General features: G+C 40.5%; 23 protein-coding genes and 2 riboswitches. Of the genes, 6 read left to right on the top strand and 17 right to left on the bottom strand.

Features of this window, described 5'->3' with window-relative positions; translation table 11 throughout:
• Positions 1 to 47: 47 nt before the first annotated feature.
• Entirely contained in the window at positions 48 to 2,237 is a 2,190-nt protein-coding gene (locus tag CSV67_RS09890) for a malate synthase G (protein WP_099631425.1), read from the bottom strand.
• A gap of 401 nt (positions 2,238 to 2,638) precedes the next feature.
• Positions 2,639 to 2,771: riboswitch (cobalamin riboswitch) on the top strand.
• A gap of 146 nt (positions 2,772 to 2,917) precedes the next feature.
• Here CSV67_RS09890 and metE point away from each other — a divergent pair.
• A complete protein-coding gene (metE, locus tag CSV67_RS09885; RefSeq protein ID WP_099631424.1) occupies positions 2,918 to 5,212 on the top strand; it encodes a 5-methyltetrahydropteroyltriglutamate--homocysteine S-methyltransferase in 2,295 nt (764 codons plus the stop codon).
• Positions 5,213 to 5,493: 281 nt separating this feature from the next.
• Here the strand turns inward: metE and ribH are convergent, their stop codons facing one another.
• From ribH to cyoE, 8 genes are all read right to left on the bottom strand, one after another.
• Positions 5,494 to 5,961, bottom strand: a complete 468-nt coding sequence (gene ribH, locus CSV67_RS09880) for a 6,7-dimethyl-8-ribityllumazine synthase (RefSeq protein WP_099631423.1) — start codon at positions 5,959 to 5,961, stop codon at positions 5,494 to 5,496.
• Positions 5,962 to 5,974: 13 nt separating this feature from the next.
• Positions 5,975 to 7,168 (bottom strand): bifunctional 3,4-dihydroxy-2-butanone-4-phosphate synthase/GTP cyclohydrolase II, encoded by a 1,194-nt coding sequence (locus tag CSV67_RS09875; RefSeq protein WP_099631422.1) that lies wholly within the window; start codon positions 7,166 to 7,168, stop codon positions 5,975 to 5,977.
• A 14-nt stretch (positions 7,169 to 7,182) separates the two neighbouring features.
• Positions 7,183 to 7,827 carry a riboflavin synthase gene (gene ribE, locus CSV67_RS09870; RefSeq protein WP_099631421.1) on the bottom strand — a complete coding sequence of 215 codons (645 nt, stop codon included), beginning with the start codon at positions 7,825 to 7,827 and terminating at the stop codon, positions 7,183 to 7,185.
• 3 nt (positions 7,828 to 7,830) lie between these two features.
• Positions 7,831 to 8,919 (bottom strand): bifunctional diaminohydroxyphosphoribosylaminopyrimidine deaminase/5-amino-6-(5-phosphoribosylamino)uracil reductase RibD, encoded by a 1,089-nt coding sequence (gene ribD, locus CSV67_RS09865; protein WP_099631420.1) that lies wholly within the window; start codon positions 8,917 to 8,919, stop codon positions 7,831 to 7,833.
• Between the two features lie 145 nt (positions 8,920 to 9,064).
• A riboswitch (FMN riboswitch) is annotated at positions 9,065 to 9,213 on the bottom strand.
• A 57-nt stretch (positions 9,214 to 9,270) separates the two neighbouring features.
• Entirely contained in the window at positions 9,271 to 10,383 is a 1,113-nt protein-coding gene (gene menC, locus CSV67_RS09860) for an o-succinylbenzoate synthase (protein ID WP_099631419.1), read from the bottom strand.
• 13 nt (positions 10,384 to 10,396) lie between these two features.
• The gene (locus CSV67_RS09855; RefSeq protein WP_099631418.1) at positions 10,397 to 11,215 is read right to left on the bottom strand and encodes a GNAT family N-acetyltransferase; all 819 of its coding nucleotides are present in this window, start codon (positions 11,213 to 11,215) and stop codon (positions 10,397 to 10,399) included.
• 11 nt (positions 11,216 to 11,226) lie between these two features.
• Complete coding sequence (locus tag CSV67_RS09850; protein ID WP_099631417.1) at positions 11,227 to 12,354, bottom strand: M20 peptidase aminoacylase family protein; 1,128 nt, start codon at positions 12,352 to 12,354, stop codon at positions 11,227 to 11,229.
• 136 nt (positions 12,355 to 12,490) lie between these two features.
• Complete coding sequence (gene cyoE, locus CSV67_RS09845) at positions 12,491 to 13,402, bottom strand: heme o synthase (protein ID WP_099631416.1); 912 nt, start codon at positions 13,400 to 13,402, stop codon at positions 12,491 to 12,493.
• A 539-nt stretch (positions 13,403 to 13,941) separates the two neighbouring features.
• Between cyoE and CSV67_RS09840 the strand changes: the two genes are divergently transcribed.
• The 3 genes from CSV67_RS09840 (at position 13,942) to CSV67_RS09830 (ending at position 17,152) form a co-directional block, all read left to right on the top strand.
• The gene (locus CSV67_RS09840; RefSeq protein ID WP_099631415.1) at positions 13,942 to 14,934 is read left to right on the top strand and encodes an ABC transporter substrate-binding protein; all 993 of its coding nucleotides are present in this window, start codon (positions 13,942 to 13,944) and stop codon (positions 14,932 to 14,934) included.
• Positions 14,935 to 15,047: 113 nt separating this feature from the next.
• Positions 15,048 to 15,908 carry an ABC transporter permease gene (locus CSV67_RS09835; protein WP_099631414.1) on the top strand — a complete coding sequence of 287 codons (861 nt, stop codon included), beginning with the start codon at positions 15,048 to 15,050 and terminating at the stop codon, positions 15,906 to 15,908.
• Complete coding sequence (locus CSV67_RS09830; protein ID WP_099631413.1) at positions 15,905 to 17,152, top strand: quaternary amine ABC transporter ATP-binding protein; 1,248 nt, start codon at positions 15,905 to 15,907, stop codon at positions 17,150 to 17,152. Before CSV67_RS09835 ends, CSV67_RS09830 begins: the two co-directional genes overlap by 4 nt.
• Positions 17,153 to 17,197: 45 nt before the next feature.
• On the opposite strand, the gene cobT is transcribed toward CSV67_RS09830, so the two are convergent.
• Complete coding sequence (gene cobT / locus CSV67_RS09825) at positions 17,198 to 18,235, bottom strand: nicotinate-nucleotide--dimethylbenzimidazole phosphoribosyltransferase (RefSeq protein WP_099631412.1); 1,038 nt, start codon at positions 18,233 to 18,235, stop codon at positions 17,198 to 17,200.
• 188 nt (positions 18,236 to 18,423) lie between these two features.
• Between cobT and CSV67_RS09820 the strand changes: the two genes are divergently transcribed.
• Positions 18,424 to 18,924: a ferritin gene (locus tag CSV67_RS09820; RefSeq protein WP_099631411.1), complete on the top strand. Its 501-nt coding sequence runs from the start codon at positions 18,424 to 18,426 to the stop codon at positions 18,922 to 18,924.
• 12 nt (positions 18,925 to 18,936) lie between these two features.
• Here the strand turns inward: CSV67_RS09820 and CSV67_RS09815 are convergent, their stop codons facing one another.
• From CSV67_RS09815 to CSV67_RS09800, 5 genes are all read right to left on the bottom strand, one after another.
• Positions 18,937 to 19,149 (bottom strand): cysteine-rich CWC family protein, encoded by a 213-nt coding sequence (locus CSV67_RS09815; RefSeq protein ID WP_099631410.1) that lies wholly within the window; start codon positions 19,147 to 19,149, stop codon positions 18,937 to 18,939.
• Between the two features lie 12 nt (positions 19,150 to 19,161).
• Positions 19,162 to 19,311, bottom strand: a complete 150-nt coding sequence (locus CSV67_RS16665; RefSeq protein ID WP_158231548.1) for a hypothetical protein — start codon at positions 19,309 to 19,311, stop codon at positions 19,162 to 19,164.
• 15 nt (positions 19,312 to 19,326) lie between these two features.
• The gene (locus tag CSV67_RS09810; protein WP_233192592.1) at positions 19,327 to 20,307 is read right to left on the bottom strand and encodes a YcjF family protein; all 981 of its coding nucleotides are present in this window, start codon (positions 20,305 to 20,307) and stop codon (positions 19,327 to 19,329) included.
• 128 nt (positions 20,308 to 20,435) lie between these two features.
• Positions 20,436 to 20,993, bottom strand: coding sequence for a DUF420 domain-containing protein (locus tag CSV67_RS09805; protein WP_099631408.1), 558 nt, complete (start codon positions 20,991 to 20,993; stop codon positions 20,436 to 20,438).
• Positions 20,994 to 21,061: 68 nt separating this feature from the next.
• On the bottom strand, positions 21,062 to 21,952 hold the full coding sequence (locus CSV67_RS09800; RefSeq protein WP_099631407.1) for a LysR family transcriptional regulator: 891 nt from the start codon (positions 21,950 to 21,952) through the stop codon (positions 21,062 to 21,064).
• Between the two features lie 81 nt (positions 21,953 to 22,033).
• Between CSV67_RS09800 and CSV67_RS09795 the strand changes: the two genes are divergently transcribed.
• A complete protein-coding gene (locus CSV67_RS09795; protein WP_199173165.1) occupies positions 22,034 to 23,056 on the top strand; it encodes a DMT family transporter in 1,023 nt (340 codons plus the stop codon).
• A gap of 101 nt (positions 23,057 to 23,157) precedes the next feature.
• Here CSV67_RS09795 and CSV67_RS09790 read toward each other — a convergent pair whose 3' ends face one another.
• Positions 23,158 to 24,774 carry a methyl-accepting chemotaxis protein gene (locus tag CSV67_RS09790; RefSeq protein WP_099631405.1) on the bottom strand — a complete coding sequence of 539 codons (1,617 nt, stop codon included), beginning with the start codon at positions 24,772 to 24,774 and terminating at the stop codon, positions 23,158 to 23,160.
• Positions 24,775 to 25,038: 264 nt separating this feature from the next.
• Positions 25,039 to 26,580 (bottom strand): NlpC/P60 family protein, encoded by a 1,542-nt coding sequence (locus tag CSV67_RS09785; protein ID WP_099631404.1) that lies wholly within the window; start codon positions 26,578 to 26,580, stop codon positions 25,039 to 25,041.
• Between the last annotated feature and the right edge of the window lie 312 nt (positions 26,581 to 26,892).

The following is a 26,892-nucleotide window of genomic DNA, read 5'->3' as shown; positions in this document are numbered from 1 at the left end:
AACCGTCTCCCTTTCATCAATGAAAGGGAGACGGTTTGGAATGGTTATTAGTTTTGAACTGCTGCTTTTTGTTTTGCTTTCGCTTTTGCTTCAATACGACGAGCATGCAAGATTGGCTCTGTATATCCGCTTGGCTGTTCTGCCCCTTTAAAGATTAGGTCAGAAGCTGCTTGGAATGCGATGGAATCATCATAGTTCGGTGCCATCGGCTGATATAACTCGTCATCAGCGTTCTGCTGATCCACTACTATTGCCATACGCTCCAAAGTTTCTTGTACTTGCTCTTTCGTACAAACACCGTGACGTAACCAGTTGGCAATGTGCTGGCTGGAAATACGCAATGTTGCACGATCTTCCATTAATCCGACATCATTAATATCGGGAACCGTTGAACATCCTACACCTTGATCAATCCAGCGAACAACATAGCCCAGGATCCCCTGTGCATTGTTATCCAGCTCCGATTGTACTTCTTCAGCAGACCAATCCGTATTAGGTGCCAATGGAACAGTAAGGATACCATCACGATAATCGATCGAACTGTCAATTCCAGCCTGTACTTCTTTAACATTTACTTTATGGTAGTGCAATGCATGTAAAATTGCAGCTGTTGGAGATGGAACCCACGCAGTGCTCGCTCCTGCTTTTGGATGTGCAATTTTCTGTTCAAGCATTGCAGCCATTAAGTCAGGCATAGCCCACATTCCTTTACCAATTTGCGCATGTCCAGGTAGACCCGCCCGGATTCCCACTGCAACGTTTGCTGCTTCATAAGAAGATAGCCATTCGGATGCCTTCATATCAGCTTTTCTAATGACTGGACCAGCTTCCATAGACGTATGGATTTCGTCACCTGTACGGTCAAGGAATCCTGTATTGATGAATGCAATACGTTCTTTCACTTCATTGATTGCGGATTTCAGATTCAGTGACATTCTACGCTCTTCGTCCATTACACCGATTTTAATTGTATGGCGCTCAACACCTAGCAGGTCTTCAATACGATTAAATAATTTGTTCGCAAATGCCGCCTCTTCTGAACTATGCATTTTCGGCTTTACGATATAAATAGAATTATGAAGCGAGTTTTTAAACGCTACATTTTCTTTAAAGTTATGCGTAGCAATTAAAGATGTAAGAACACCGTCCAAGATTCCTTCAGGTACTTCATTGCCATTTTTATCGAGAATTGCATTATTCGTCATTAAATGACCTACGTTACGTACGAACATTAATGAACGACCACGCAGTGTCAACTCTTTGCCGTCTACACCTATATACGTACGGTCAGCATTCAATTTTCTAGTAACTGTTTTACTACCTCGTTTGAATGTAGATTCCAAGTCACCCTTCATTAAACCAAGCCAGTTACGGTATACGCCCACTTTATCTTCAGCATCAACTGCGGCAATAGAGTCTTCACAGTCCATTAACGTAGAGAGTGCTGCTTCAATTACAAGATCTTTCACCCCCGCCTTATCGCTTTTACCAATAGGGTTATTCTTGTCAATAGCGATTTCGATATGCAATCCATTATTCACCAACAATACTGCAGTCGGTGCATCTTTGGATCCATTATATCCAACAAACTTGGACTCATCTGCCAATTGAGACATGTTACCGCTCTCAAGCATTACTTCAAGTTTACCTTCAATAATTTTATAAGCTGTTACATCTGCATGTGAACCTTCAGCCAAAGGCGCCGCTTGATCTAGCAAGTTTTTCGCGAAATCAATTACTTTCTGTCCACGAATCGGATTGTATTCAACACCCGCTTCAGCACCCGCTTCATTACTGATTACATCAGATCCGTATAGTGCATCGTATAAACTTCCCCATCGTGCATTGGCTGCATTTAATGCATAACGAGCATTATCGATCGGCACTACCAATTGTGAGCCGGCTTGGTTTGCGATTTCATGATCAACATTAGCTGTTGTCACTTTAAAATCTTCGGGAACTGGCTCTAAATAGCCAATTTCTTGTAAAAACTCTTTATATTTAACGAAATCAATTTCGCCATTATTATTTTGATGCCATTCATTAATGGTCTTTTGTAATTCATCACGTTTTTCTAATAGTGCTTTGTTTTCAGGAGCAAGTTCATGAATGAGCGAATCAAAGTTTGTCCAAAATTGATCATTTTGAATTTCTAAGCCCGGAAGAACTTCTTCTTTTACGAAGTTATATAGTTCTGTTGCGACTTGCAATTTACCTACTTGTTCATAGTTTGTCATGGATAAAAGCCACCCCTTAATATTTTTCCGCTACTCTGTTGTATAACATATAGCGTCGAACACCTATCATCGTCCATTATTCGGCAACACCCCATAGCCGGTCGATCAAAAACCGACACATAAAAGACGTATGACCTCCTCGCTTGAAGACGTGTTAGTACATATCATACCTAAAGTCTAGTTTACTTTCAACTGAATTGTGAAAATTTTCACATCATAGTTATTCGTCTTCGAGACAACCTATTCGCAACAGTTATATAACAGCCGGTGTAATATGTTGTTTTATCTTTTCGTATTATACTTCCATATCGTTAGTTGTTCTTTAGCACTCATCATTAAATTCTAATAGCTAGTTGACACACTATTTTGCATGTGATAGCTTTAGAGACAATCATCTGAATTGAATAGTTTGAAAAGTAGGTGGAATGAAAATACTTTCATTTCTTAAAAGGGAATCCTTTTCTTGGAGCGGTCCCGCCACTGTGAAGACGCTAATGCGTCCAGCCAGACACCTGCCTATTTTTCATGACGCTAATCCTACGGTGAATAGGGAAGTGTTAGACAGACGCAGTGTATAACCGCATGCTTATAAGTAGCATGTTATTTTATACGTACTCGCATTTCTAACATTTCCCCTAGAGATGTTTTTTTATTGAAAAAAATCAAGGGGGAAATTATCTATGGTAAAAAGCAGTATAACAGGCTATCCCGTAATAGGTGAAAATCGTGAGTGGAAACGTGTACTTGAAGCATTTTGGTCAAAGAAGATCTCGGAAGATGAGCTTCTTCAAACAACGAAAGAGATTCGCTTGGCAAACTTGAAGAAACAGCAAGATGCCGGGGTTGATTGGATTGCTGTGGGCGACTTCACATTGTATGATCGCGTACTGGATACGTCAGCCATGTTCGGAATCATTCCTTCACGCTATAACTGGAAAGGTGGACAAGTATCCACTTCCACATACTTTTCGATGGCCCGCGGTAATGATGAGGCGGTTGCCTCCGAAATGACAAAATGGTTCAATACAAACTATCACTATATCGTGCCTGAATACGAAGGCCAGCGTTTTGAACTAACGGAAAACAAGCCTCTAGCTGCTTATCGCGAAGCCAAGAGCGAACTGGGTATTGAAGGTAAACCTGTTCTACTAGGCCCCTATACATTACTAAAATTATCTAAAGGGTATGAAGATAAAGATGTACCATCCATTATCCTGCAACTGATACCCCTCTATCAAAAAGTAATACAAGAATTACAGGATGAAGGTGTACAATGGATCCAAATCGACGAGCCGATTCTATGTACATCAATAAATTCAGATGAAATGAAGACTGTTACAGAAATTTATTCACAACTAACGAAAAATCTGAGCGGGCCGAATGTTCTTCTACAGACATACTTCGATTCAGTTGAACATTATAGAGAAACGATCGCGTTACCTGTTGCGGCTATCGGACTAGATTTCGTCCACGGACGCGAAAGAAATCTAGAGAACTTGAAGCAATATGGTTTTCCAGAAGATAAAATACTTGCGGCAGGAATTGTAGACGGTCGCAACGTATGGCGTTCCAATTTACGTGAAAAACTTACATTGACTGAAAAAATTCAACAGCATGTTTCAGCTGATAATTTATGGATTCAACCTTCATGTAGCCTGCTCCACTCACCTGTCACGACTCGCTCGGAACAGAAACTAGATAAAACCATTTTGAACGCGTTAGCATTTGCTGACGAGAAGATTGAAGAAATTAAAGCTATTCAACTAGCAGTACAACATGGATATGAACAAGTTTCTAAGGCATTGGATGACAGTGAAGCAGCATTGACTGCATTTAATTCACTTCCTGCTCGCAATAATAAAGAAGTACGTGAAGCGACTTCGGGAAGTCTACTATCAGACAGTAAGCGGAATCTTCCATTTGCAAAACGCAAAGTGAAACAACAGGAAAAATTCCAATTACCACTACTTCCGACTACCACCATCGGTAGCTTCCCACAAACACCGGAAGTACGGGCTACACGCAATAAATGGAGAAAAGGCGAAATTACAAATCAACAATATAAAGATTTCGTTCAAGCTGAAATTAAAGAATGGATTGATATTCAAGAAGACTTAGGACTTGATGTATTGGTACACGGCGAATTCGAACGTACAGACATGGTGGAGTATTTCGGGGAAAAGCTTGACGGATTTGTCTTTACTGAAAAAGCATGGGTACAATCCTACGGCTCACGTTGTGTTAAGCCGCCAATTATCTTTGGAGACGTTGCGTTTATTAAACCAATGACTGTAGAAGAATCCGTTTATGCAAAATCTCTTACAGATCATGAAGTAAAAGGAATGCTCACGGGCCCTGTAACCATTTTAAACTGGTCATTCGTTCGTGATGACTTGTCTAGAGAAGAAGTGACAAACCAAATTGCATTGGCTTTGCGTAAGGAGATCGAAGCGCTTGAAGCAGCCGGTATTCATATGATCCAAGTGGACGAGCCAGCACTTCGTGAAGGTCTTCCATTGAAAAGAACTGAATGGAAACACTATCTGGACTGGGCCGTTAATGCATTCCGCGTATCTACTGCATCAGTCGAAGATACAACGCAAATTCATACGCATATGTGCTATTGTGATTTCAATGACTTTATTGATGCGATTAGCGCGCTGGATGCAGACGTAATCTCCATTGAAACGTCACGTAGTCACGGCGACTTAGTCGAGGCTTTCAATGAATATCATTATGACAAAGGAATCGGTCTAGGTGTCTATGACATTCATAGCCCACGCGTTCCTGCAGTAGAAGAGATGACAGAGATTATTAACAAAGGTCTTGAAGTGCTCGAGCCTTCTCAATTCTGGATCAATCCTGATTGTGGTTTGAAGACGAGAAAGCGTGAAGAAACAGTTGCAGCATTGAAAAATATGGTGATTGCAACTGTACAGGCACGCGAAAAGTTAGGCATAGTAGCGGTAAAATAATGAATGTAGGACTGTCTTTGAAATCAATTCGGTTTCTAAGACAGTTTTTTATTCATAGAGTGTAGAATTGAGTAGTTTGCATGGTGGTAGAAGGAGGATTTACATTTCAGAGGGAACATAGCCACACGAAGTCTCCCCTTTTATGCATCCTTTGCAAGAACAAACGAAGTGTTACGAGCATGCACTTTCATTGCACCTGAATTTGAATTACACATTACAAAAGAGGACGTCCCATGAAGTAAAGTAACTTCGGGGACATCCTCTTTTAACTCCATTACTAATTAGTCGAACTGCTTCGTTAGGTTCGCCATCTCAATAGCAGACACTGCTGCGTCCCAGCCTTTGTTCCCTGCTTTAGTCCCTGCACGCTCAATCGATTGCTCAATCGTATCCGTTGTTAGTACACCGAAAATTACCGGAATACCCGATTGCATGCTTGCTTGTGAAACACCTTTTGCCACTTCATTACAAACAAAGTCAAAATGAGGAGTTGCTCCACGGATGACCGTGCCTAATGTAATGACTGCATCATATTTTTTTGAATCTGCCATTTTCTTTGCAATTAACGAAATTTCGAATGCACCTGGCACCCACGCTATATCTACATCGGCTTCATCTACACCGTGACGTTTGAACGCATCTTGTGCACCTGACAGTAACTTCCCTGTGATAAATTCGTTGAATCGTCCAACGACGATACCTACCTTTAACCCCGTGCCTACTAAATGCCCTTCAAATAAATTACCCATGTTTCATCTCTCCTCATAAAGTTAATAAATGTCCAAGTTTTTCTGCCTTTGTGTGTAGGTACTTTTCGTTCGCTTCATTGAATGGTAGCTGAATCGCAACGCGTTCAACCACTTCCAATTCATAGCCCTTTAAGCCAGCAATTTTCTTTGGGTTATTCGTCAGCAAACGCATTTGCGTAATACCAAGATTCCGTAGAATTTGTGCACCGATACCATAATCACGTAAATCAGCTGCAAATCCGAGTTTTTCATTTGCTTCCACCGTATCAAAACCTTGTTCTTGCAGTTCATAAGCTTTCAGTTTATTGATTAGGCCTATTCCCCTGCCCTCTTGACGCATATACAACAATACACCGCGCCCTTCTTCTTCAATTTGAGAGAGAGCAGCTTGCAGTTGCGGACCACAGTCACAACGGCATGATCCAAAGACGTCGCCTGTCAAGCATTCCGAATGAACTCTTACTAAGACCGGCTCTTCGGTTGTAACGTCTCCTTTTACCAGTGCAACATGTTCTTTTCCTGTCATCGTTTCAGTATAGCCAATCATGCGGAACTCGCCATAATCTGTCGGTAGCTTGATCTCTGCTTCACGTATAATTAATTCCTCTCGTTGTAGACGATAATGAATCAGGTCTTGAATGGTGATGAGTTTCAGATCTAGCTCTTCAGCCATCTGACGTAATTCCGGCACACGCGCCATCGTTCCGTCTTCACTCATGATTTCACAAATTACGCCTGCCGAAGCACTGCCTGCCAGTCGCGCTAAATCGACCGCAGCTTCAGTATGTCCCGTACGTTCCAATACACCTCCTGACTTCGCTACAAGTGGAAATATATGTCCAGGACGTTTGAATTCACCCGCAGTAGCACTTGGGTCCATCATTTTAACGATTGTATCAGCACGTTCAAATGCACTGATCCCAGTATGTGTAGAGCGATGATCAACACTAATCGTAAACGCGGTGCCATGTGAATCCGTATTATTATCGGTCATCATCTGTAATCCTAGTTGGGCGGCTTTTTGTTCTGTTATCGGCACACAAATCAAGCCTCGACCTTTCGTTGCCATGAAGTTGATGATTTCAGGCGTAATACTGTCCGCTAGTGCCACGAAATCGCCTTCATTCTCTCGGTCTTCATCATCGACTACGATGACGACTTTACCTTGTTGTAAATCTTCTAATGCTTCTTCGATTGTATGAAACATCTTCATTCACTCCTTCACATAAATCCGTGTTGTTGTAGAAAGTCTTTTGACATCGTTTGACCTGCAACTTGTCTTTTTCGCAACATATTCTCAACATATTTAGCGAGCATATCGCATTCGAAGTTGACTATATCTCCTATTTGCTTTTTTGCGATGACTGTCATTTCTTGTGAATGTGGAATCAACGAAATCGTAATATCCATATCTTTCACTTCAAAGATCGTCAATGAAGTACCATCCAATGCGATAGAGCCTTTATGCAACAGATAGGAGTCATATCCTTGAGGTACTGACAAGCGTATATATAATGCATTATCAACTGTTCGCTTGTCACGAATCGTAGCTATTCCGTCTACGTGCCCTGTGACAAAATGTCCGCCAAACCTACCATTTGCCGCGAGTGCCCGCTCCAAATTCACAAGACTTCCCGTCGCCAATTGTCGCAGAGAAGTAGAGGAAATGGTTTCAGGCATGACGTCCGCAGCAAATTGATCTTTTGTAAAACTCTTTACCGTCAAACAGACACCATTGACTGCGATGCTATCCCCTACTCTCACATCTGTCAAAACAAGGGATGCAGCTATCGTAACCGTCATAGATTGAGCACCTGGTTGTATTTGCTTAACTGAACCAATCTCTTCAATTATTCCTGTAAACATGATTCAATCACCCTCTTTCGGTACTGCTATGATTTTAATGTCTGGACCAATCATCTCTACACTTTCAAAGGTTAAGGGAAACGCTTCATTCATCAATCGGGGATCCAGTCCGCCAATTGGTGTCAAAGATCCAATCCCTCCAAGCAATTTGGGTGCTACATAGCAAATGACTTTCTGCACTGCGCGCGCTTTCACAAATGAAGCATTAATAGCTGCTCCACCTTCAACAAGCAATGTCATAACACCACGTCTTCCTAGTTCTAGTAGAATATCTTCTACAATCAACTGGGCACTTTGCATTCGGATGATCTGGACATGCGGTTTCCTAAGTAACTTTTCACGTGTTAACTCCGCGTATTGTCCACAAAAAATCCACGTCGGTGCTTCTGCATTTTGAATAACTTGACTAGATTCCGGTGTTCGTAATGATGTATCTAAAATAACTCGAATAGGATGTCGTCCACCTAGGGGCAGTCTGGTGGTGAGAAGAGGATTATCGTGAAGAAGTGTTTGTACACCTACTAAAATTGCATCCTGTGTATGGCGAAGCTGATGGACATCGAGTCGCGCTTGCTCACTCGTCACCCATTTACTATCTCCTTTTGAAGTCGCAATTTTACCGTCTATCGTCATAGCTGTTTTCATTGTCACATGAGGTGTTTTGGTTCTAATAAAATGAAAAAATGGTTGATAAAGTTTTTTAGCGCGTTCAACTGAAACAGATTCGGTTACTTTCACTCCTGCTCCACGAAGTTTCGCAATACCTTTACCCGCTACAAGTGGATTGGGATCCGTTGTCGCAACATAGACATGCTTGATACCCGCTTGAATGATGGCATCAGCACAAGGCGAAGTTTTACCAGTGTGAGAACAAGGTTCAAGCGTTACATACAAATCAGCATCCCTTGCACTCGCTCCCGCCATATCAAGTGCGACTCGTTCCGCATGGCGCTCTCCCGCTTGTAAATGTGCGCCCATTCCAATGATTCGGTTTGCCTTTACTACGACCGCACCTACTGGTGGATTGGGAGAGGTTTGACCTGCCACATTTTCTGCGAGTTGCAAAGCCATTTCCATATAATTCTGATTCATTGAGCAACACTCCAGCTTACGGTATTCCTCTAGTGACATTTCTACATACAAAAAGCCCCGCAAAAGATTATGCGGGGCTTGTAACCATGACTAAATAAACGTTATAAACAGTAATGAAAAAATCATTACATGTAGTATATACGCACTGTTCCTTCTCTCATCCAGACTCTAACTGTCGGCTTTGGAGTTTCACCAAATCCACCTTCCGCTTATTTAAAGCATCCGGGTCACGGGCTAAGAGCTTGCTAGCTCATCACCGTCGGTAGGGAATTACACCCTGCCCCGAAGGAAACATATTCGATTAACTAAAAGTCTAGCACATATGATGACTAAATAACAATAGTTGAATATTTATTCTGACGAAAACACCCATTTGTCCACTGTAAATCGGTCCAATGCTGCCATATCGGGAATGTACCCGATTCCATCTTCTGACGGGACTGTAATATACCCTTCATGCGCCACAACTTCTGGTGTAATGATGTCATGTTCCCAGTAGCGTGAAGATCCAGCTGTATCGCCCGGGAGCGTGAAATTAGGTAAAGTTGTCAACGCTACGTTATGCGCTCGGCCTATACCCGATTCTAGCATGCCGCCACACCATACATCGATGCCTTTTTCTGCACAATAGTCATGAATTTTCTTCGCCTCTGTCAAGCCACCTACTCTACCAATTTTTACGTTAATTATTTTACAACTACCAAGTTCGATAGCTTTACGTGTATCTTCCAACGAATGAATGCTTTCATCAAGACAGATCGGTGTCTGAATGTGTTTTTGCAATTTGGCATGATCGATAATATCATCGGAAGCAAGCGGTTGCTCAATCATCATCAAATTAAACTGGTCTAGTTCTTTCAACAACTCTATATCGTCTAACGTATAAGCTGAGTTAGCATCCGCCATTAAGGGTACATGAGGGTAGGCTTCTCGAATGACGCGAATCACTTCCACGTCATAACCAGGTTTGATTTTCACTTTGATTCGCTTATATCCTTCATCTATAAAACCTTTAATATTCGCCAATAAGTCTTCAATATTTTCTTCGATTCCAATACTGATACCCACTTCAATTCGTCGCCGTTTCCCTCCAAGTGCTTCAGCAAGCGTCATATGGTGATGCTTCGCATATACATCCCATATCGCCCCTTCAAGCGTCGCTTTTGCCATATTATTTTTGCGGATATGTCCAAATAAGTCACTTACCTCATCGGGGTGTGTAATAGATTTGCCAAGTACTGCGGGAATCAGGAAATCACGAAGCATGTGAATCGTCGTCTCTGTCGTTTCTTCACTATACCAAGGCGCAGTAAAAGCAACAGATTCCCCCCATCCCTCATGACCGTCCTCGTCTGTGACAGTTGCCAAAAGAAAGTCTTTTTGCTGAATCGTACCAAAGCTTGTAGTAAACGGATGTTTCATCGTCATATTCATTCTACGAAGTGTAATTGAGTCGATTTTCATTGAATAAGCTCCTTTAATCTTGCAACGGAATGATAGATCGCTTGCAGAATCGATAGTACTGTACAGACTCTTCTGTTCTGCACACATCGATTAAAGCGAATCCCGCCTCACTCAGTTGCTGAAATATTTTTCTCGTCTTCATTCGCCATTCATAGGCCAATTGCGAGTTGTGTTGCTTGATCAATTGAATATGTTTGGGCACAGGCACTTCTATCGCTTCCGCCTGTATCCATTCATTCGTTTCCGGCAATAGTATAGCTGGGTATAGATCATCACTCAAGCGAATTGTAAAGGGCCGGCTATATAGCAAATTAGGTTGCCATTTCTCCATTACACGCGTACTATCAATCCACCATGCGACTTGAAAACGATCAGTCGGTAACCCTTTGTTTAACCCATCGTCCATCTTTCCATAGCAATCCACTATATAGTCGTAACAGACACCGTATAACTTTGAAGTATTTAAATAGGCGTTGCGACTTTCAAGAGGATCGAATGTCCAAACGATTAATCGATAGCCCATTTCTCGGGCAAGACGTTGTTGTTCTTCTTTTAGCAACATGCCAATGCCTCTCGTTTGGAACTCTTCATCTACCGCAAGCATATGAGAGCATAGGTATATTTGGCCATCTGAATAGCCTGCGAAACTATAGGAATAGCCGACCATACGCTCCTCTAGAAACGCTCCAACAATCAACCCACCATTTTTGACTGCCGTAATGGTCTGATGGACAGGGATTGGTTCCATTCCCCAAATTTGCTTCTCAAGCTTTTGCATGGAATGAATGTCTTCGATAGTCGTCACTTTTCTGACTTCTATATCTTTCCTCATACTGTCACCTTCTATTTTTTAGTTTGGAATGTTAATTCGATAGCAGTAGTTAAAATTTCGACTCCTGTTGCCAACGCGTCTTGATTAAATGTCATTTGTGGATGGTGAAGTCCTGGCGTTAAGCCGCATCCCAATCCCAGCATTGTACTTTTGACAGTTGGTCGTTTTACGGAATAGAAGTGAAAATCCTCCCCACCTGGTGTGACAACAGTACGTGTAGTCTTCTCTTTACCGATCACTTTAGCAATCGCTTGATACATTAGATCTTCTGCTTCAACATTCACTTCCGCCGCGACCATTTCTGCCATAACTTCATAGTTAATTTCTACATCGTATTGTCTTTCTACTGCTTGAATCACACGTTCCACCTGTTCATATAATTCATCCATCACCACATTTTCCTGGGCCCGTAAATCCAAACTGAATTTAGCATTGCCGGGAATGATATTGGCAGATTCTCCTCCCGCTTGGAACATCGTCATCTTCGCTGTATGTGAAACCATTGGATTACAATGAATGGACTGTAAACCTGCTACCAAAGTAGCCCCGACCTCAATGGCATTCTTTCCTTGATGCGGTCTTGCACCATGTGCTTCTGTTCCCTTTATCGTTCCACTAATCATTTTCGCTGCACCGTGACGTAATGAGGCCGAGGAGTAACCGTCAGCCATTTCATCCGCTGCTCTTACATGAACGCCGAATAAGTAGTCGATATCATCGATCAATCCCTGCTCCAGAACAGCTAGCGCACCTTTCCCCTTCTCTTCCGCAGGCTGGAAGAATACTTTTAATGTGCCCTTCTCGGGAATTCCGCGTTCTTTCGCCATAAGCAATGCGCCAATTCCCATTGTCATATGCCCATCATGTCCGCATGAATGATTCGCTTGGTACACACCATCCACTTCTTGCCACAATGCATCTATATCTACACGTAACCCGACTACCGGCTTACCTTCACCGATCGTAACGGATAAACCTGTTATACCGTCGAATAACTTTACATTAAATCCTTCACGCTGAAGAAACTCTTTTAAGTAAGTTGTGGTTTTTGTTTCCTTCCAACTGACTTCCGGATGACTGTGCAAATGCGCAAACACTTCATCTAGTTTCGGCTTCAATAATTGTACTTGCTCCTTCATTCATACGCCTCCTAAAATCCATCTTTCACTGTATATTACGAACTGTTTATTCCTAAATTGTCAAACTCCTCAATAATTCTAGCACAAAAAAGACTTCTCTATCACATCGCGTGAAGGGAAGTCTTTTTCGTATTGATTAAAAAGTCCAAAGAATCATCATGCCGAATAATAGCGTCATGTAATTGACTGAGTACAAGAACATCAAGTTAGCCCATTTATAATCATCTTTTGCATAGAATCCGTATATACTAGCCGCAATATATCCAAGGTTCATCAATGTCGCGATTATAATGAAAGTAGTGCCAAACATCGTTAATAAAAACGGTAACGGCAATAAACATAATACATATACTAGCATCTGACGTTTTGTGATGTTAAATCCATAAACGACAGGCAACATCGCTACATTAGCCGCACTATAATCTTTATATTTCTTCATTGCAATCGCAAATGTATGAGGCATTTGCCAAATAAATAGTATAACGACCAAAACAATCGGTACGATATGATCTGCTGGCATAATAGCCGCCCATCCTATGAGGGGGGTAACCGCTCCCGACACACTGCCAATCACTGTATTCAATGTGTATTTACGTTTAGACCACATGGTATAGGGTATTACATACGTAAACCATCCGATAAATGCATAAATCGCCGCTTCTAATGTAGTGAATAATAATAATAACATTCCAATTCCCGATAATATCAAACCAATATTTAATACGGTTTTCAGAGCAAAATGGCCTGTCACAGTCGGACGGTTCTTTGTTCTTTCCATAACCGTATCAATATCAGAATCAAACCAGTTATTCATTACAAGCGCACCTGCGACAAGCAAGGTGCTACCTATCATGGTTAGCAGGAACACCCCCCAGTTGCCCGTGAGTGTCATGCCAGAAAAATATAGTGCCAACCAAAACCCCGTAAATACCGGAAATATATTCGCGATGAGTACAGGTCCTTTAACTAATGATTTAATATCCGAGAAGAAGGTAGACGCTGAGCGGCTTTGAGTAGTACTCGAAACAACATGGGCTTCTTTCGTCATTTGGGTCCGTTCTCCTTTTACGTTACATTTAAATATCTTTCCATTCGTATATATAACTATATCATTTTCTTAAAAGTAAAATCAAAAAATCATGACAATTCCTTAGAAACTGTTACAAAGATTTGTCCGAAGTGCATAAATAAACCTCGCGTACGATAAAACACTTTTGTTATATGTAATCAGCATACCATATAGTATCACTTTCTCCTACTATTCGACAAAGCATGAGCCTATACCCCTTATAGGTTATCACCTAAGTTTACTCACCACGACCAATCTAATAACATTTACTTTTTTCATTACAAAAAAATCTAATAATCTATTTAAAATTGCATAAAGTTACAAGTTATCTAAATAATTAAATTGATATTAATTTAATTATCCTGTAAACTCGTGTAATAGTATCGCGAAAAAATGATTATTTTTTCTCGATATCTTCAACTATCTACATATTTTTTCTTATGGTTTCTTTTAAGAGCTTCAAGCAAAAAAAAAGCATTCCGTGATGAAAAAATTATAAAGTGAAAGGATTTGATTTTTTGAGAAAGTTTATGTTGTTTTTATCCATTCTAACAGTAGTACTTTTAACAGCGTGCGGTAACAGTGATAGTAAAGATTCAATAAGTACGATTAAACTGGCAGATGCAGGATGGGATAGTATTCGAATCCACAACAGCATTGCACAGATTGTTTTAGAAGAAGGCTATGGCTATGATACGGAAGTAATAAACGGTACTTCTCCTGCAACACTGCAAGCGTTACAACAAGGTGATCTACAAGTTTATACAGAAGTTTGGTCTGATAACTTGGGTGAGGCGTATACAAAGGCAGTCGACAGCGGAGATATCGAAACAGTTTCAACAAACTTCGACGATAACTCTCAAGGCCTGTATGTTCCTACATACGTAATTAAAGGCGATCCAGAGCGTAACATCGAAGCGGTAGCTCCTGATTTGAAAACAATAAAAGACTTAGAAAAGTATCCTGAATTATTCCGAGATCCTGAAAACAAAGATAAGGGACGTATCATTGGTGCACCATCAAGCTGGTTGGTCAGTAAACACTTGGATGAAAAATTAACTACGTATGGTTTAGATGAAAAGTATACGTACTTAGCTCCTGGCTCTGACTCATCCATCGTAGCTGACTTAGCTAGTGCATATAAAAAAGGTGAGCCATGGGTTGGTTATTACTGGTCTCCTACTTGGGTGACTGCAACATATGACTTAACACTATTAGAGGACGAGCCTTTTGATCAAGAGGCTTGGGATAAAGATAAGTCTGGTGAATTTCCTCCTAATGATGTCTACGTCAGTGTGCATAAAGATTTGAAAACACAAGCTCCTGAAGTAGTAGAGTTCTTGAGCCATTACGAAACTAGCAGTGCACTAACAGAAGAAGCGTTAGAATATATGGGTGAAAATGAAGCTAGTCCAGAAGATACCGCAAAATGGTTTATGAAAGAACATGAAGATCTCTGGACTTCATGGGTACCCGAAGATATTGCTGAGAAAGTTAAAGCAGCACTGTAATACATTTTTGGATTTGCTGGGGTGGGCGCTTTCCGCTCCACCCCTTTTCTTTTGTATTATTACTAAACCTAGAGAAAGAGAGGGACAAGCTAGTACGTCCTAGCTTACTGCCTATGAATGAATTCCCTAACATCAGAATACCTATAGGAGATTATGTCGAAAAGTTTATTGATTTTCTTGCAATGAATTTTGGCTGGCTATTTGATTTTATCTTCACGATTGCCTCCACTACAATCCGAACTATTGAAACAGCACTACTCGCTACACCTTGGTGGGCTATCATGATTGTGGTATTCCTGCTTGGTTGGTATTTAAATTCCATTTTGAACGGCATCATGTTTGCCGCTTTTATCTTTTTGATTGGTTCCTTCAATTTATGGGAAGATACGATGACAACAGTCGCTATTATTGTCATATCTGTTGTACTATCCCTGGCGATCGGCATTCCAGTCGGCATCTTGATGGCTTTTAGCAAAACATTTTCCGTCATCATTCGTCCTCTATTAGATGCTATGCAGACAATGCCTACATTTGTCTACTTAATACCTGTAATATTCTTCTTCCCTCTTGGGAATGTTCCCGCAATTATTGCGACCATCATTTACGCATTACCACCAGTTATTCGTCTAACAGAACTCGGCATCCGAAACGTGGATTCTGAAGTGATTGAGTCAGCAGAATGTTTCGGATCTTCTCGTAACCAAATGTTAGTAAAAGTACAATTACCTCAAGCATTACCTACTATGATGGCAGGTATCAACCAAACTACGATGATGGCTTTATCAATGGCTGTTGTTGGTTCAATGGTTGGTGCTCACGGATTAGGTGAACGTGTACTATTCTCGATCAATCAAATCAATATATCATTAGGATTTGAAGCAGGCATCAGTATCGTGTTCTTAGCGATAATTATTGACCGTTTGACCAATGGAGTAGCAGACCGCCTACAAAGTACAGGGAGGAGATCAGCATGACCGTTAAAATTAAAGTAGAAAATGTCACCAAGATCTTTGGTCCTCGCCCTAAAAAAGTCATTCCTATGATTGAAAAAGGAGCTTCTAAGCGCGATATCCTCGAAAAGACTGGACATACAGTAGGTGTCTATAACGCCAACATGGAAATCATGGAAGGTGAAACTTTCGTAATTATGGGGCTATCCGGCAGTGGTAAATCAACACTTATCCGTTGCTTCAATTTATTGAACAAACCTACATCAGGTGCGATTTATGTAGATGGTGAGAATATTGTCAATTATAATAAAGAGCAGTTAAAATTTTTCCGTCAGAAGAAAGTCGCAATGGTCTTCCAGCACTTTGGTTTATTTAGTCATAGAACGGTTATTGAGAACATTGAATACGGTCTGGAAATTCGCGGTTTATCGAAAAGCGAGCGTCGCGATATCGCACAAAAGCATATCAATACGGTTGGCCTGAAAGGGTATGAAAATCAATATCCTGATGAATTATCAGGTGGGATGCGTCAACGTGTGGGTATTGCCCGCGCCTTGACGAATGATCCGGATATTCTGTTGATGGATGAGCCGTTCAGTGCTCTTGACCCACTCATACGAAGAGAGATGCAAATGGAACTTCTAGATATCCAGACACGTCTTCAAAAAACAATTATCTTTATCACGCATGATGTCAACGAAGCATTCCGTATCGGTGATCGTGTGGCAGTTATGAAAGATGGTCACGTAGAGCAAATCGGTACACCGGAAGAGTTATTGGAAACACCCGCAAACGATTATATCATTGACTTCACCCGTGAAATTGATCGCTCAAAAGTGTTACAAGCAATGAATATTATGTCTAAACCACTAAGTGTCATGAACGGCAAAGATGGCTTACATGTGGCGATTAAGAATATGGAGGAGCACGGTATTTCCAGTGTCTTCATTACGAATCGAGAACGACAGTTGCTTGGATTGGTAACAATAGATGGTGCGATCGAAGGCGTGAAAAAGAAGAAAACGTTAGAGGAAGTTATGACAACCGATGTCTTGACAGCAAATCCAGAGGAATATGTTCAAGATATTATTCCGCGTGTACTAGTTTCTAAATATCCACTTGTTGTCGTAGATGAAACGAACCGAATTGAAGGGATAATTTTACGAGTTCATGTACTTTCCAGCATTATTAGCCACTCTGCTGATGATGAAGAGGAAGGCGACGAAATACTCGGTCCATCCGTTGAAACAGTTGAGATAACTGAATAGTAAATAGGGAAGAATGAGCATCGCTACTCACTCTTCCCTTTTTCATTAACTTTTCCCTGAAACACCGGCACTTTCAAATGTAGCCATTTCATTGACCATCAAAACAGCGGATTGAATGATACTACATGCAACTGCTGCGCCTGTACCTTCCCCTAAGCGCATGGACAAGGACAAAATAGGTTCTTTTTCTAAGTATTGAAATGCCTTTTGATGCCCTGGTTCCATCGATTGATGACCGAGCAACATATATCCAGCTGCGCCTTTGCTTATGGTCTCCGCTACGCAAGCTGCAGCAGTCGAGATAAAGCCGTCTAAGATAATCGGGATGCGTTTAGATGCTGCCGCGAGCATTGCACCTACCATCGCGGCCAATTCTAGACCACCCACCTTACGAAGCACGTCAAAGCCATCTGAAGGATTTGGCTGATGAAGAGCTAGTGCCTCCCGTACTACTTTAATTTTATGAAGATGTTGATCAGATGATATTCCGGTTCCGTAACCAACCAACTCTGCCGGATCTAGCCCTGTAATAGCCGCCACTACAGCACTGCTTGTCGTAGTATTACCGATTCCTACTTCCCCTACTACTAGAAAATCAACACCTTTTTCAAATAGCGCAATCGCTTCTTCATAACCGATTTCCAGTGCTTTTTCTACTTCTTCTTGAGTCATTGCCTCGGTATGTAGAAAGTTCTCCGACCCTTGTCGAATCTTCCGGTCTATCACGGGTTCTGCAAATACATCCCCTATTACACCCACATCAACCAATGAAAATTCTGCTTGCTGCTGTCTGCTGAATACATTGATTGCCGCACCACCTACTGCCATATTCTGTACCATTTGACGAGTAACTAGTTGAGGAAATGCCGAAATCCCCTCTTCCACAATTCCATGATCTGCTGCAAATACCAGTACACCTAGTTGGTTTATGCTAGGCAGTTTTCGACCTTGTATCTCGGCTAATGTGACCACGATTTCTTCAAGCTTTCCTAAACTTCCGATAGGTTTCGTCAATGTGTCTACATACGCCTTCGCTTCCGCTCCTGCAGATACATCCAATGCAGGGATCGTATACTGTTTCAAGTGATAACCTTCCTTCTCATTATGTAAAAACACTCATCTTATTTCACTTATAAGTATATCAGTAGATCGTAATAAGTATCCAATTAAATATCTGGCATGCAAATTATGTCGTTTACAGGTATACTGTAAACAGCGGACATGACATACATTACGCTAGTTACGTTACCATCAGAAAAGGGGCGATACACATGATTAGCGAAAAATTAGCACAAGCTTTGAATGAACAAATGAATAATGAATTTGCCGCGGCACAAACTTACTTATCCATGGCATCTTACTGTGAATATCGAAATTACAGCGGATTTGCGCACTTCTTTCTACAACAAGTAGAAGAAGAGCGGCATCACGCAATGAAAATCTATTCTTATTTGAATGATCGTGGAATCCGTGCGATTATTACAGAAACACCTGCACCAGCTACTTCTTTTGATAACTTGGTACACACGTTTGAAGTGGCATTAGTACAAGAAAAAGAAGTAACCAAATCATTCTATCAAATCATGGATATGGCCTGGGAAGAAAAAGAGCACGCAACGATTTCCTTCCTGAACTGGTTCCTTGACGAACAAGTAGAAGAAGAAGCAACCTTCGATAGACATATCGAGTATTTGAAGCGGATCCGTGAAGATAAGAACGCATTGTTCATTTACGAGAAGGAGCTTTCCACACGTTCGTTTGAAGCCGAATAAAAAACAGGCAAGCTAGAGGTTCATAGACCTTTTGCTTGCCTGTTCTATTTTAGTAATACGGATCAAACACATTTCACATATACACTGTTTATAAAGATGTTCTTCTGGTATTTGCCGAAACACTTCTTCCGGGAAAATCTTCTTTGTACACCAGCAATGCTCATTACTCTCGGTTGAAGTACCACATAAATTATTCCCCAGGCAAATCGGACATTCATTTTTCATATAATCCTCTTCCTATAACCGATGCTTGTCCAGCTCAGCTGTATTTTTCTTCTCTAACTCTTCTACCCGATCTTCCAATTCCTTATTTCTTTTCATACTTTCCATCGAATACAAACCAGCTAGTAAAGCGACCACAAATGTTGCGTAGTTAAACCACTCCATACATCCCGCCCCTTTTTACTTTTGTTTTTTCAAAAATAGTTCATATACTTTTTTCAATGTGTCTGGTGTGAGTTCCATATTATTTTCATACATGTATTTCACTGCATATCCTAGCGCAACTGTCATAGAACCTGCAACACTCGCAGCAACGACCATTCCTGCGCCGGGAATCACTTTAACAATTTGTCGAAATGCTGTTTTCCCGATATTTCCTACAATCGTTGCTATGATCAACTCTTTCGCATGGTCTTTTGTAATCGGTTTTCCATACAATGTCGACAGCTTCAACATGAGGCCCACTTGCAATGTCGTCAATGGAATAAAGTCAGCTCCTGGAATGGGTACTGCTCCAATCGTAGCCGCTGATGCACCGGCTGCGAGAATCCATCGTTTGGCAATCGATGACTTATCCGCCATGTTTGCTGCGAGTAATAGATCCTTATTTGCATCTTTTAATTGATGAAGGATCTCCTTTTGTAGGAATTCCATTTGCTCTCCTGTCTTCGAAGAGATTGGAATAACTGGATAAGCAAACCCAGTATGCTCCAAAACATAGTTCACTAAACTCGGAATATCATCAGCTGCATCTATTTTATTGAGCACGAGAATGATTTTCTTGTTGAGTGTAGCAATCTTATTTAATGACTTTAGTTCCGTATCTGACAATACAGTACCTGCTGCATTCAAGAAAAATAAAATCACATCTGCTTGATTATAAAATTTCAGCGTCTCATTTGAATGTTCTTGATAGATATCATCAAGACCGGGTGTATCAACAAATAGTATATTGTCCGTGTAATAAAACTTTTTAACTTCCTTCGTTTCACCGGGTTGCGCACCCACTTCCGCAACATCTTTTTGCATAAGACGATTTAGTGTAGATGACTTTCCTGCATTAACGTCGCCCACCATTGCTAGTAGAATTTCTTTATTTAATTGCTCATTGATAAGATCAGATTCTTGTTTAAACACTTCATCAAATGATTCATCTGACATAAATTTTGGAGTTTTCATTACAGCACGTCCCTTCAATCAATTTGATTATTCAGATTACCCTATTGTAAAAAAGAGCATCAGTCATTCATCCACTTTTGACTGATGCCCTACGCTATTTATCTGGTTACTTAATAATAAGGTGAAATCAAGATATACACAAGTACCCCGGTGAAACTAACATATAACCAAATAGGCATCGTCCAACGTGCAATTTTGCGGTGACGTGGGATCTCCATATTCCATGCTCTTGCTACACTTGTTAGTGCTAACGGAACGATTGCAGCAGCTAACACGATGTGTGAAAACAGGATGAAGTAATAGAACCCAGCCAAGAAACCACTGCCGCCAAATGGTGTAGACTCCGATAAAAAATGATATGCGACATACGTCACTAAAAATAAAGCGGTTGTGCCAAATGCTGCATAGATAAAGCGTTCATGCAGTTTGACATTTTTCTTCAAGATCGCAACTAAGGCACATACGAGAAACAAAAAAGTGAAACTGTTAAATATGGCATTCAATAAAGGTAAAATCGTAATATCGAATGCTGTGAAATTCTCTACACCTGGCATACCTGCTAAGATGCCAATCGCACCGATAAGAATGACTGAAATAATGATAATCGCCGGACGGTAATTCCGCTTTTTGAAATTCGCGTGCGGTGTTGTTTGATTCGTATAGTTCATCTAGTGACACCCCTAATTCTATATTCATAACTACCCTATATCGTACCATACGTAACACGCTATGCAGGTCAAATTTGTGTCGACTTTTGAAATTGCTCATCTGTTTTTTCTTTGAATTCATCAATAACTTTTATGAACTTAGCAATAGTCGGCGTTAAATAGGAATCAGCACGTCGTACAAAAACGGTTTTAATCTGACCGTATTTCGGTGGCAAATGATAGCAATAGACTAAACCTTGATCTAGAAGATGAGAAACAGTTGATTTCGGAACGAATGTTACACCTAATCCTGCTGCCACACTTCCAAGAATCGTCTCCAGTGTTCCGAACTCCATCATTTTCGTTGGCTTAAACCGCTCATCTTCAAGCCATGACTCTAAACGCGCCCGATAACCACAACCCTTTCTGAAACAAAGAATTGGCTCATCTTTAATATCTTCTATCGATTGAAACGGTTTACTCGAAAGTAACACAAGTTCTTCTTCAAGAACATCGTGTACAGCTAGGTCGGGATGCGTCGTTCCTTCCGATATAAAAGCTCCATCAAGCTGATGGTTTAGAACTTTAAACTGCAATCCTTCTGTTACACCTGTCAATAGTGAAATATCGACTTGCTTATATTTTTTATTATATCTCGATAGAATAATAGGTAATTTGATGACAGTTTCTACCGATCCTAGCTCAAGCTTTCCCGAAGGCTCTTTGTCATTTTGCACGACTTTTCTCATTTCATTGGTTAGTGATAATATCTTCTCGCTGTAAATGAGAAGTCGTTTCCCTTCAGGTGTCAAGATCATTCCACGGTTGTGTCGGTTAAATAATGGGGTCTTTAGTTCCGATTCGAGCTTTTGTATTCGGGACGTGATATTTGACTGTACATAGCGTAATTCTTTAGCAGCCGCTGTGATCGTCCCCTTCTCTGCGACCATCTGAAATATCTCTAAGTCTTTAAATTCCATAAGAACCCTCCTACTAAAAACTCTAATATACATGGTATCAATAAAATCGATAGTTGTCATCAGTATTATTCGTTTTACGTGATGTCTAATATAGTGTTTACTAGATATAGTACTTCAAGGAGGTTAAACCAGTTGAAAAACAAAATTATCTGGGGAGCGTTTCTGTGCTTTTTAGCCAGTGTGTCATGGGGAGCAATGTTCCCAGTTGCCAATAGTGCATTCAAAAATATCGACCCGTTCTATTTCACATTAATTCGTTATATTTCAGTAACATTACTACTTGTTGTCATACTATGGTTTAAAGAAGGTAAACGAGCTTTCCGCTTTGAGAAGAGAGGGTTATCCCTTTGGTTCTTCGGCACGATGGCATTCGTTGTCTATAACCTTTTAATTTTCTGGGGACAAGATCTAATGGGACAACCTGGAACTATGGTGGCGTCTATTTCAGAGGCCATGATGCCGATGATTTCTATTGTTCTTGTATGGGTGATTAGTAGACATAAACCACATGGCTTCACGCTCGCTTGTGTGTTTACTGCATTTGTTGGTGTAATGCTTGTCATCACAAAAGGTGACTTACGTACATTCTTCACGGCAACAGACGACATTGTACCTTCATTACTAATCTTCATTGCGGTAATCGGCTGGGTAATTTATACAATGGGTGGGAATCGTTTCAGTGAATGGTCGGCGTTGCGTTATTCTACGTTAAGCTGTTTACTTGGTACAGTAACTGCTAGCATAATAGTCTTCTTCGTAACATGGACAGGTTATATTTCTGTCCCAACTGTGACAACATTACAAGTGGTAACACCCCATATGTTGTTTATGATTATATTTCCAGGCATTATTGCATTAGTAGGTTGGAATGTGGGCGTACGTATTTTGTCTCCATTAAATGGTTTATTGTTTATTAATTTTGTACCGGTGACTACACTAGTGATTTCATATATACAAGGATATCAGCTAACGATTTTCGATTATATTGGCACACTATTTATCATTGCAGCGCTGTTAGGAAATAATATATTCCTCCGTTTACAGCAGAAACGTAAAGACGAAGCTCGTCAATATAAAAAACATAGTATGCAGCCTAGTGTTTAATTCAAAGTTAGAAAGCTACTATTTAGTCGATCAAAAAAACAAAGATACATTCCAATAATTCGGAGTGTTTCTTTGTTTTAATTTACTATTTTAAATGAAGATCAAAAAGTAAAGCGGTGGACGATACGACTTAACGCTGTTGCTTCGTCTGTTAGTTTGCCTGCATCACTTGCCAACTGCTGGATTCCCTCTACTTGTTCATCCATACCGGCTACAGTTTGAATAACACTTTCTGTGAATTGTTCAGAGATCTTAGTAATTTGTTCAATAATTTTTTCGATTTGCTCACCGTCTTTGATTAATTCTTCCGCGTGAAGACTATTGTTTGTAACGGCTGCTTTTGTATCTACTACAGCGTCATTCATATAATGGATCGATTGTCCGGCTACTTTGACGATTTCTACGCCTTCATCAATAGTATCCGCATTCGATTCTACATGTTGTACCGCAATTTTCACTTCGTTATTTGTTTGTTCTAACGTTCGCACAACATCGTTTGCGAATGCATTCGTTTCTTCGGCTAGTTTACGAACTTCGTTTGCCACGACTGAGAATCCACTCCCCGCTTCTCCGGCTCTTGCTGCTTCAATGGAGGCATTGAGTGCTAATAAGTTCGTTTGTTCAGCGATTTTCGTAATAAGAGAAACTTTTTGAATGACTTGATTGATATCCTCAGCGACCTGCATAATTTTTCGTGAAGATACGTGAACGGCTTCATTGATTTGCCGCATCTTTTCCTCTGTTTCTTCAATTGCTTGACTACCTTCTGTTGCAGCAATCGACGCATTTTCGGACTTGGAAAGTGTTTGCTGTATGCGCAATTCCATTTCCCGAATTCCTGCCATCATCGTTTGAACCATCGCATTGGCGGATTGCAGTGAAGATAGTTGTTGCTCTGTTCCACCTTGGAAGTTTTGCATAGTTTCTCCATATGAAGTGAAGACATTTGATAATCGACCCGCTTCCGAAGCCTGCACTTTACTAATTTGATCCACGATTTCAGAGGAGCGATCGAGTTCCGTAACGATATTCTTTGTCCCAATCACGATTTTATTAATTTCAAAACCAATTTGATTAAATTCAGATCTAGATTTTGCAGTTACTTCGGCTGTTAGGTCACCCGATGAAATTTTCCTTGTAACTTTGCGCCAAGACCGTACACCTTTCATAACCATCTTATAAAGAACAGATGTGAAAATACCCGTAAGTAGTAAAGACGTACTAACAAATGCTACGCCCTGTAGGATAGATAGATTAAATATATACGCAAGTGTCCCCATGGCTAAAGCCGGCAATACAACAGCTAAAGTCGCTCCATATAGAATATATCTTTGATGATTTATTCTGCCTAATCGCAGTGTGAATTGCCTGTTTCCTATTTGAATGATCGGCATAGCCGCATCGATAAGTCGCTCACCGGATTTTCTATCGTACACTTGCAGTAACGGCTTGGTTGTATTTGCAGCACGCAAGCCAATGGCATCGGAAAATACTGTACCTTCCCATAACCGATTAGTATGAATATAGCTTCGACCCATTTCATCCACAATGACAAAGTATTCATCTTCTTTCAGCTGTTCATCCAATAATTGATGAAGTACTTGATAATTCAAAGTAAATGATTGTTCGTTTTCTATTAATGGCTGAATGCGTTTTGTGACCCGTTCTACTTTTTTAAGCGCATTACGTGCAGAAGATGTTCTTAAAAGCTTTTCCAATCACGTCACCTCTTTAGGTCCTTTTATACTATATAATTACTATATCATAAATTATGAGAAAGGTCTTAATGTTTCTTTTGAAGTGTGATTATTCGTAATGTTTGGATATCAAAAAGTATATTCTAACTTGTTTAGTAACATATTACTTCCTCATGGATGTACTACTTTACTCATTCTATTTTTACATTAGCTTTTCGTGTATATGCCTTTCATTAAAGTACGAGACACTAAAAACGTACAGACATCATTGTCTGTACGTTTTCCTCATTTTATATATCTTCTAGCTGAAACATATTCTGATTTATACGGTTCCGCAGTCATTGGAATGATCTCTACAGTACGTTTAGGATTTGGAGCATGGATCATTTGACCGTTCCCTGCGTACATCCCTACATGATGAATGATTCCTTTCCCTTTATTATAGGCAAAGAACAGTAGGTCGCCAGGTTGTAAATCTTTCTTCTGTATCAACGTTCCATTCAGCGCTTGCACGGATGCATCACGTGGTATATCAATACCATGTTGCCGATAGACAGAGTACGTGAATCCAGAACAATCCAAACCAAATCCCGAAGTTCCTGCCCATAGATACGTTAATCCGTCAAAGAGCTTGGCTGTTTCCATGATTTGCTGTGTTGTTGGCTTTGGCATGACACCATCCGCTCTTACTATTTTCACTGCACTTTTATCAATATACTTCACTCCGTCAGCAGGTGTCTGAACAGCAAGTTTATTATCCATGACGTTTACAATAGGCAATGTTGTGTTGAAGCTAATTGAACGAAAAGGCCGCTTGCCATTTTCATCAATCGTAAGTGCGGCTGATTTCGTCGCCACCATGGCTGCGTCGCATGTTGCATAGTTAGGATATACTGTCGTTAAATGATTTTTCAGCATCCATCCTGGATAACCTGCTGCGTTTTTAGGAGACTTTTGGTCCACTACTGCTACTTGAACCCAGTCACCTTTTGTCTGCAGGACTTTTACTGTTTGACCATATATTGCTTGAGTTTCTAATTTACCTACTAGCCATTGTTTTTCACGCAAACTCATCGTAGCAACCCATCTCGTGATATCAGGCGATTTATTTATTGCGTAAGCATCAACTGTTCGTGATTTTCCTGGCTCTTTCCAAAGTGTCGTAACAGGAACATTCACTGTTTGCACTGGTGTGTTATTCGGCTTATAACAAGCAGATTGTTCTCTGAAGTCTGGATCAAGAATTCGTGCAAGAAATACTGCAAAGTGCCCACGTGTTAATGTTTGATTCGGCTTAAAAGTGTTATCTAAATAGCCTGTCGTAATGGCATTTACAGATAATTTTTGTATATCGGATAACCCCCAGTATGTTGTAGGTACATCACGGAATCGATATGTCGAATTACCCGTCAAGTTGAATGCCCGAACGAATACCGCTGCCATCTGTCCACGTTTCAAATTGCCATACGGTTGAAATTCATTTTTCTCGTTACCCATAAAAATACCTTCCTCGACCATTGTGGCGATCAGTGCGTAATGTGGGTGAGACTGCTTTACGTCTGACAGCTTTACTTCTGGTCTATTATCTACAGAGATTTTTAGTGCGCGTTGGATCATTCCTGAAGCTTCGAGACGTGTGATTGGTTCGTTTACACGGTATTTGGCGTTCGGTTTTTCTATGATAATATCATTTTCAACTAGGTATTGTATTTCTTCAGCTGCTGAGTGCTGAGGACGTACATCTTGGAAGACGGTGGCAAGTGAATTCGTTGGGATTGCCAATAGGACTAGCATCATCGTTAGCACTATTGCACTTATCTTTTTCAATTCTAGGACACTTCCATTCTCTTAGGTAGTTTTGCCTTAACTATACCTGAGCAATAATTCTTTGTATAGAAAGAATTCGAAAAATGGATATGATTTTCTTTCGAAAAACTTTTAAAGGAATAAGTGTAATGGAGTAGTATAGTCAGCAAGGACGTAGTTATTACTGGTTGCTATTCATCGATGTTTGAATTGTAATTAGTTTACATCCGACCTGAACTTACACCCACGCAAAAAAGATCTCTCTCGAAGCATTTAGACTTCAAGGGAGATCTTTTGTTTACTGAATAGCAGTTCACAGACTACTTTAATTCA

The sequence above is a fragment of the Sporosarcina sp. P2 genome (genome assembly GCF_002743255.1).
GTDB lineage: Bacteria > Bacillota > Bacilli > Bacillales_A > Planococcaceae > Sporosarcina.
This window is presented reverse-complemented; position numbering and strand designations above follow the sequence as displayed.

Excerpts from the sequence above, each read along its gene's own strand:
- CSV67_RS09820 (WP_099631411.1), top strand. The coding sequence starts at position 18,424 with ATGATTAGCGAAAAATTAGCACAAGCTTTGAATGAACAAATGAATAAT.
- CSV67_RS09800 (WP_099631407.1), bottom strand. The coding sequence starts at position 21,952 with ATGGAATTTAAAGACTTAGAGATATTTCAGATGGTCGCAGAGAAGGGG.
- ribH (WP_099631423.1), bottom strand. The coding sequence starts at position 5,961 with ATGGGTAATTTATTTGAAGGGCATTTAGTAGGCACGGGGTTAAAGGTA.
- menC (WP_099631419.1), bottom strand. The coding sequence starts at position 10,383 with ATGAAAATCGACTCAATTACACTTCGTAGAATGAATATGACGATGAAA.
- cyoE (WP_099631416.1), bottom strand. The coding sequence starts at position 13,402 with ATGACGAAAGAAGCCCATGTTGTTTCGAGTACTACTCAAAGCCGCTCA.
- CSV67_RS09890 (WP_099631425.1), bottom strand. The coding sequence starts at position 2,237 with ATGACAAACTATGAACAAGTAGGTAAATTGCAAGTCGCAACAGAACTA.
- CSV67_RS09875 (WP_099631422.1), bottom strand. The coding sequence starts at position 7,168 with ATGTTTCATACAATCGAAGAAGCATTAGAAGATTTACAACAAGGTAAA.
- CSV67_RS09830 (WP_099631413.1), top strand. The coding sequence starts at position 15,905 with ATGACCGTTAAAATTAAAGTAGAAAATGTCACCAAGATCTTTGGTCCT.
- CSV67_RS09795 (WP_199173165.1), top strand. The coding sequence starts at position 22,034 with ATGTCTAATATAGTGTTTACTAGATATAGTACTTCAAGGAGGTTAAAC.
- CSV67_RS16665 (WP_158231548.1), bottom strand. The coding sequence starts at position 19,311 with ATGGAGTGGTTTAACTACGCAACATTTGTGGTCGCTTTACTAGCTGGT.
- ribE (WP_099631421.1), bottom strand. The coding sequence starts at position 7,827 with ATGTTTACAGGAATAATTGAAGAGATTGGTTCAGTTAAGCAAATACAA.
- CSV67_RS09805 (WP_099631408.1), bottom strand. The coding sequence starts at position 20,993 with ATGAACTATACGAATCAAACAACACCGCACGCGAATTTCAAAAAGCGG.
- metE (WP_099631424.1), top strand. The coding sequence starts at position 2,918 with ATGGTAAAAAGCAGTATAACAGGCTATCCCGTAATAGGTGAAAATCGT.
- CSV67_RS09835 (WP_099631414.1), top strand. The coding sequence starts at position 15,048 with ATGAATGAATTCCCTAACATCAGAATACCTATAGGAGATTATGTCGAA.
- CSV67_RS09850 (WP_099631417.1), bottom strand. The coding sequence starts at position 12,354 with ATGAAGGAGCAAGTACAATTATTGAAGCCGAAACTAGATGAAGTGTTT.
- CSV67_RS09815 (WP_099631410.1), bottom strand. The coding sequence starts at position 19,149 with ATGAAAAATGAATGTCCGATTTGCCTGGGGAATAATTTATGTGGTACT.
- CSV67_RS09855 (WP_099631418.1), bottom strand. The coding sequence starts at position 11,215 with ATGAGGAAAGATATAGAAGTCAGAAAAGTGACGACTATCGAAGACATT.
- ribD (WP_099631420.1), bottom strand. The coding sequence starts at position 8,919 with ATGAATCAGAATTATATGGAAATGGCTTTGCAACTCGCAGAAAATGTG.
- CSV67_RS09810 (WP_233192592.1), bottom strand. The coding sequence starts at position 20,307 with ATGTCAGATGAATCATTTGATGAAGTGTTTAAACAAGAATCTGATCTT.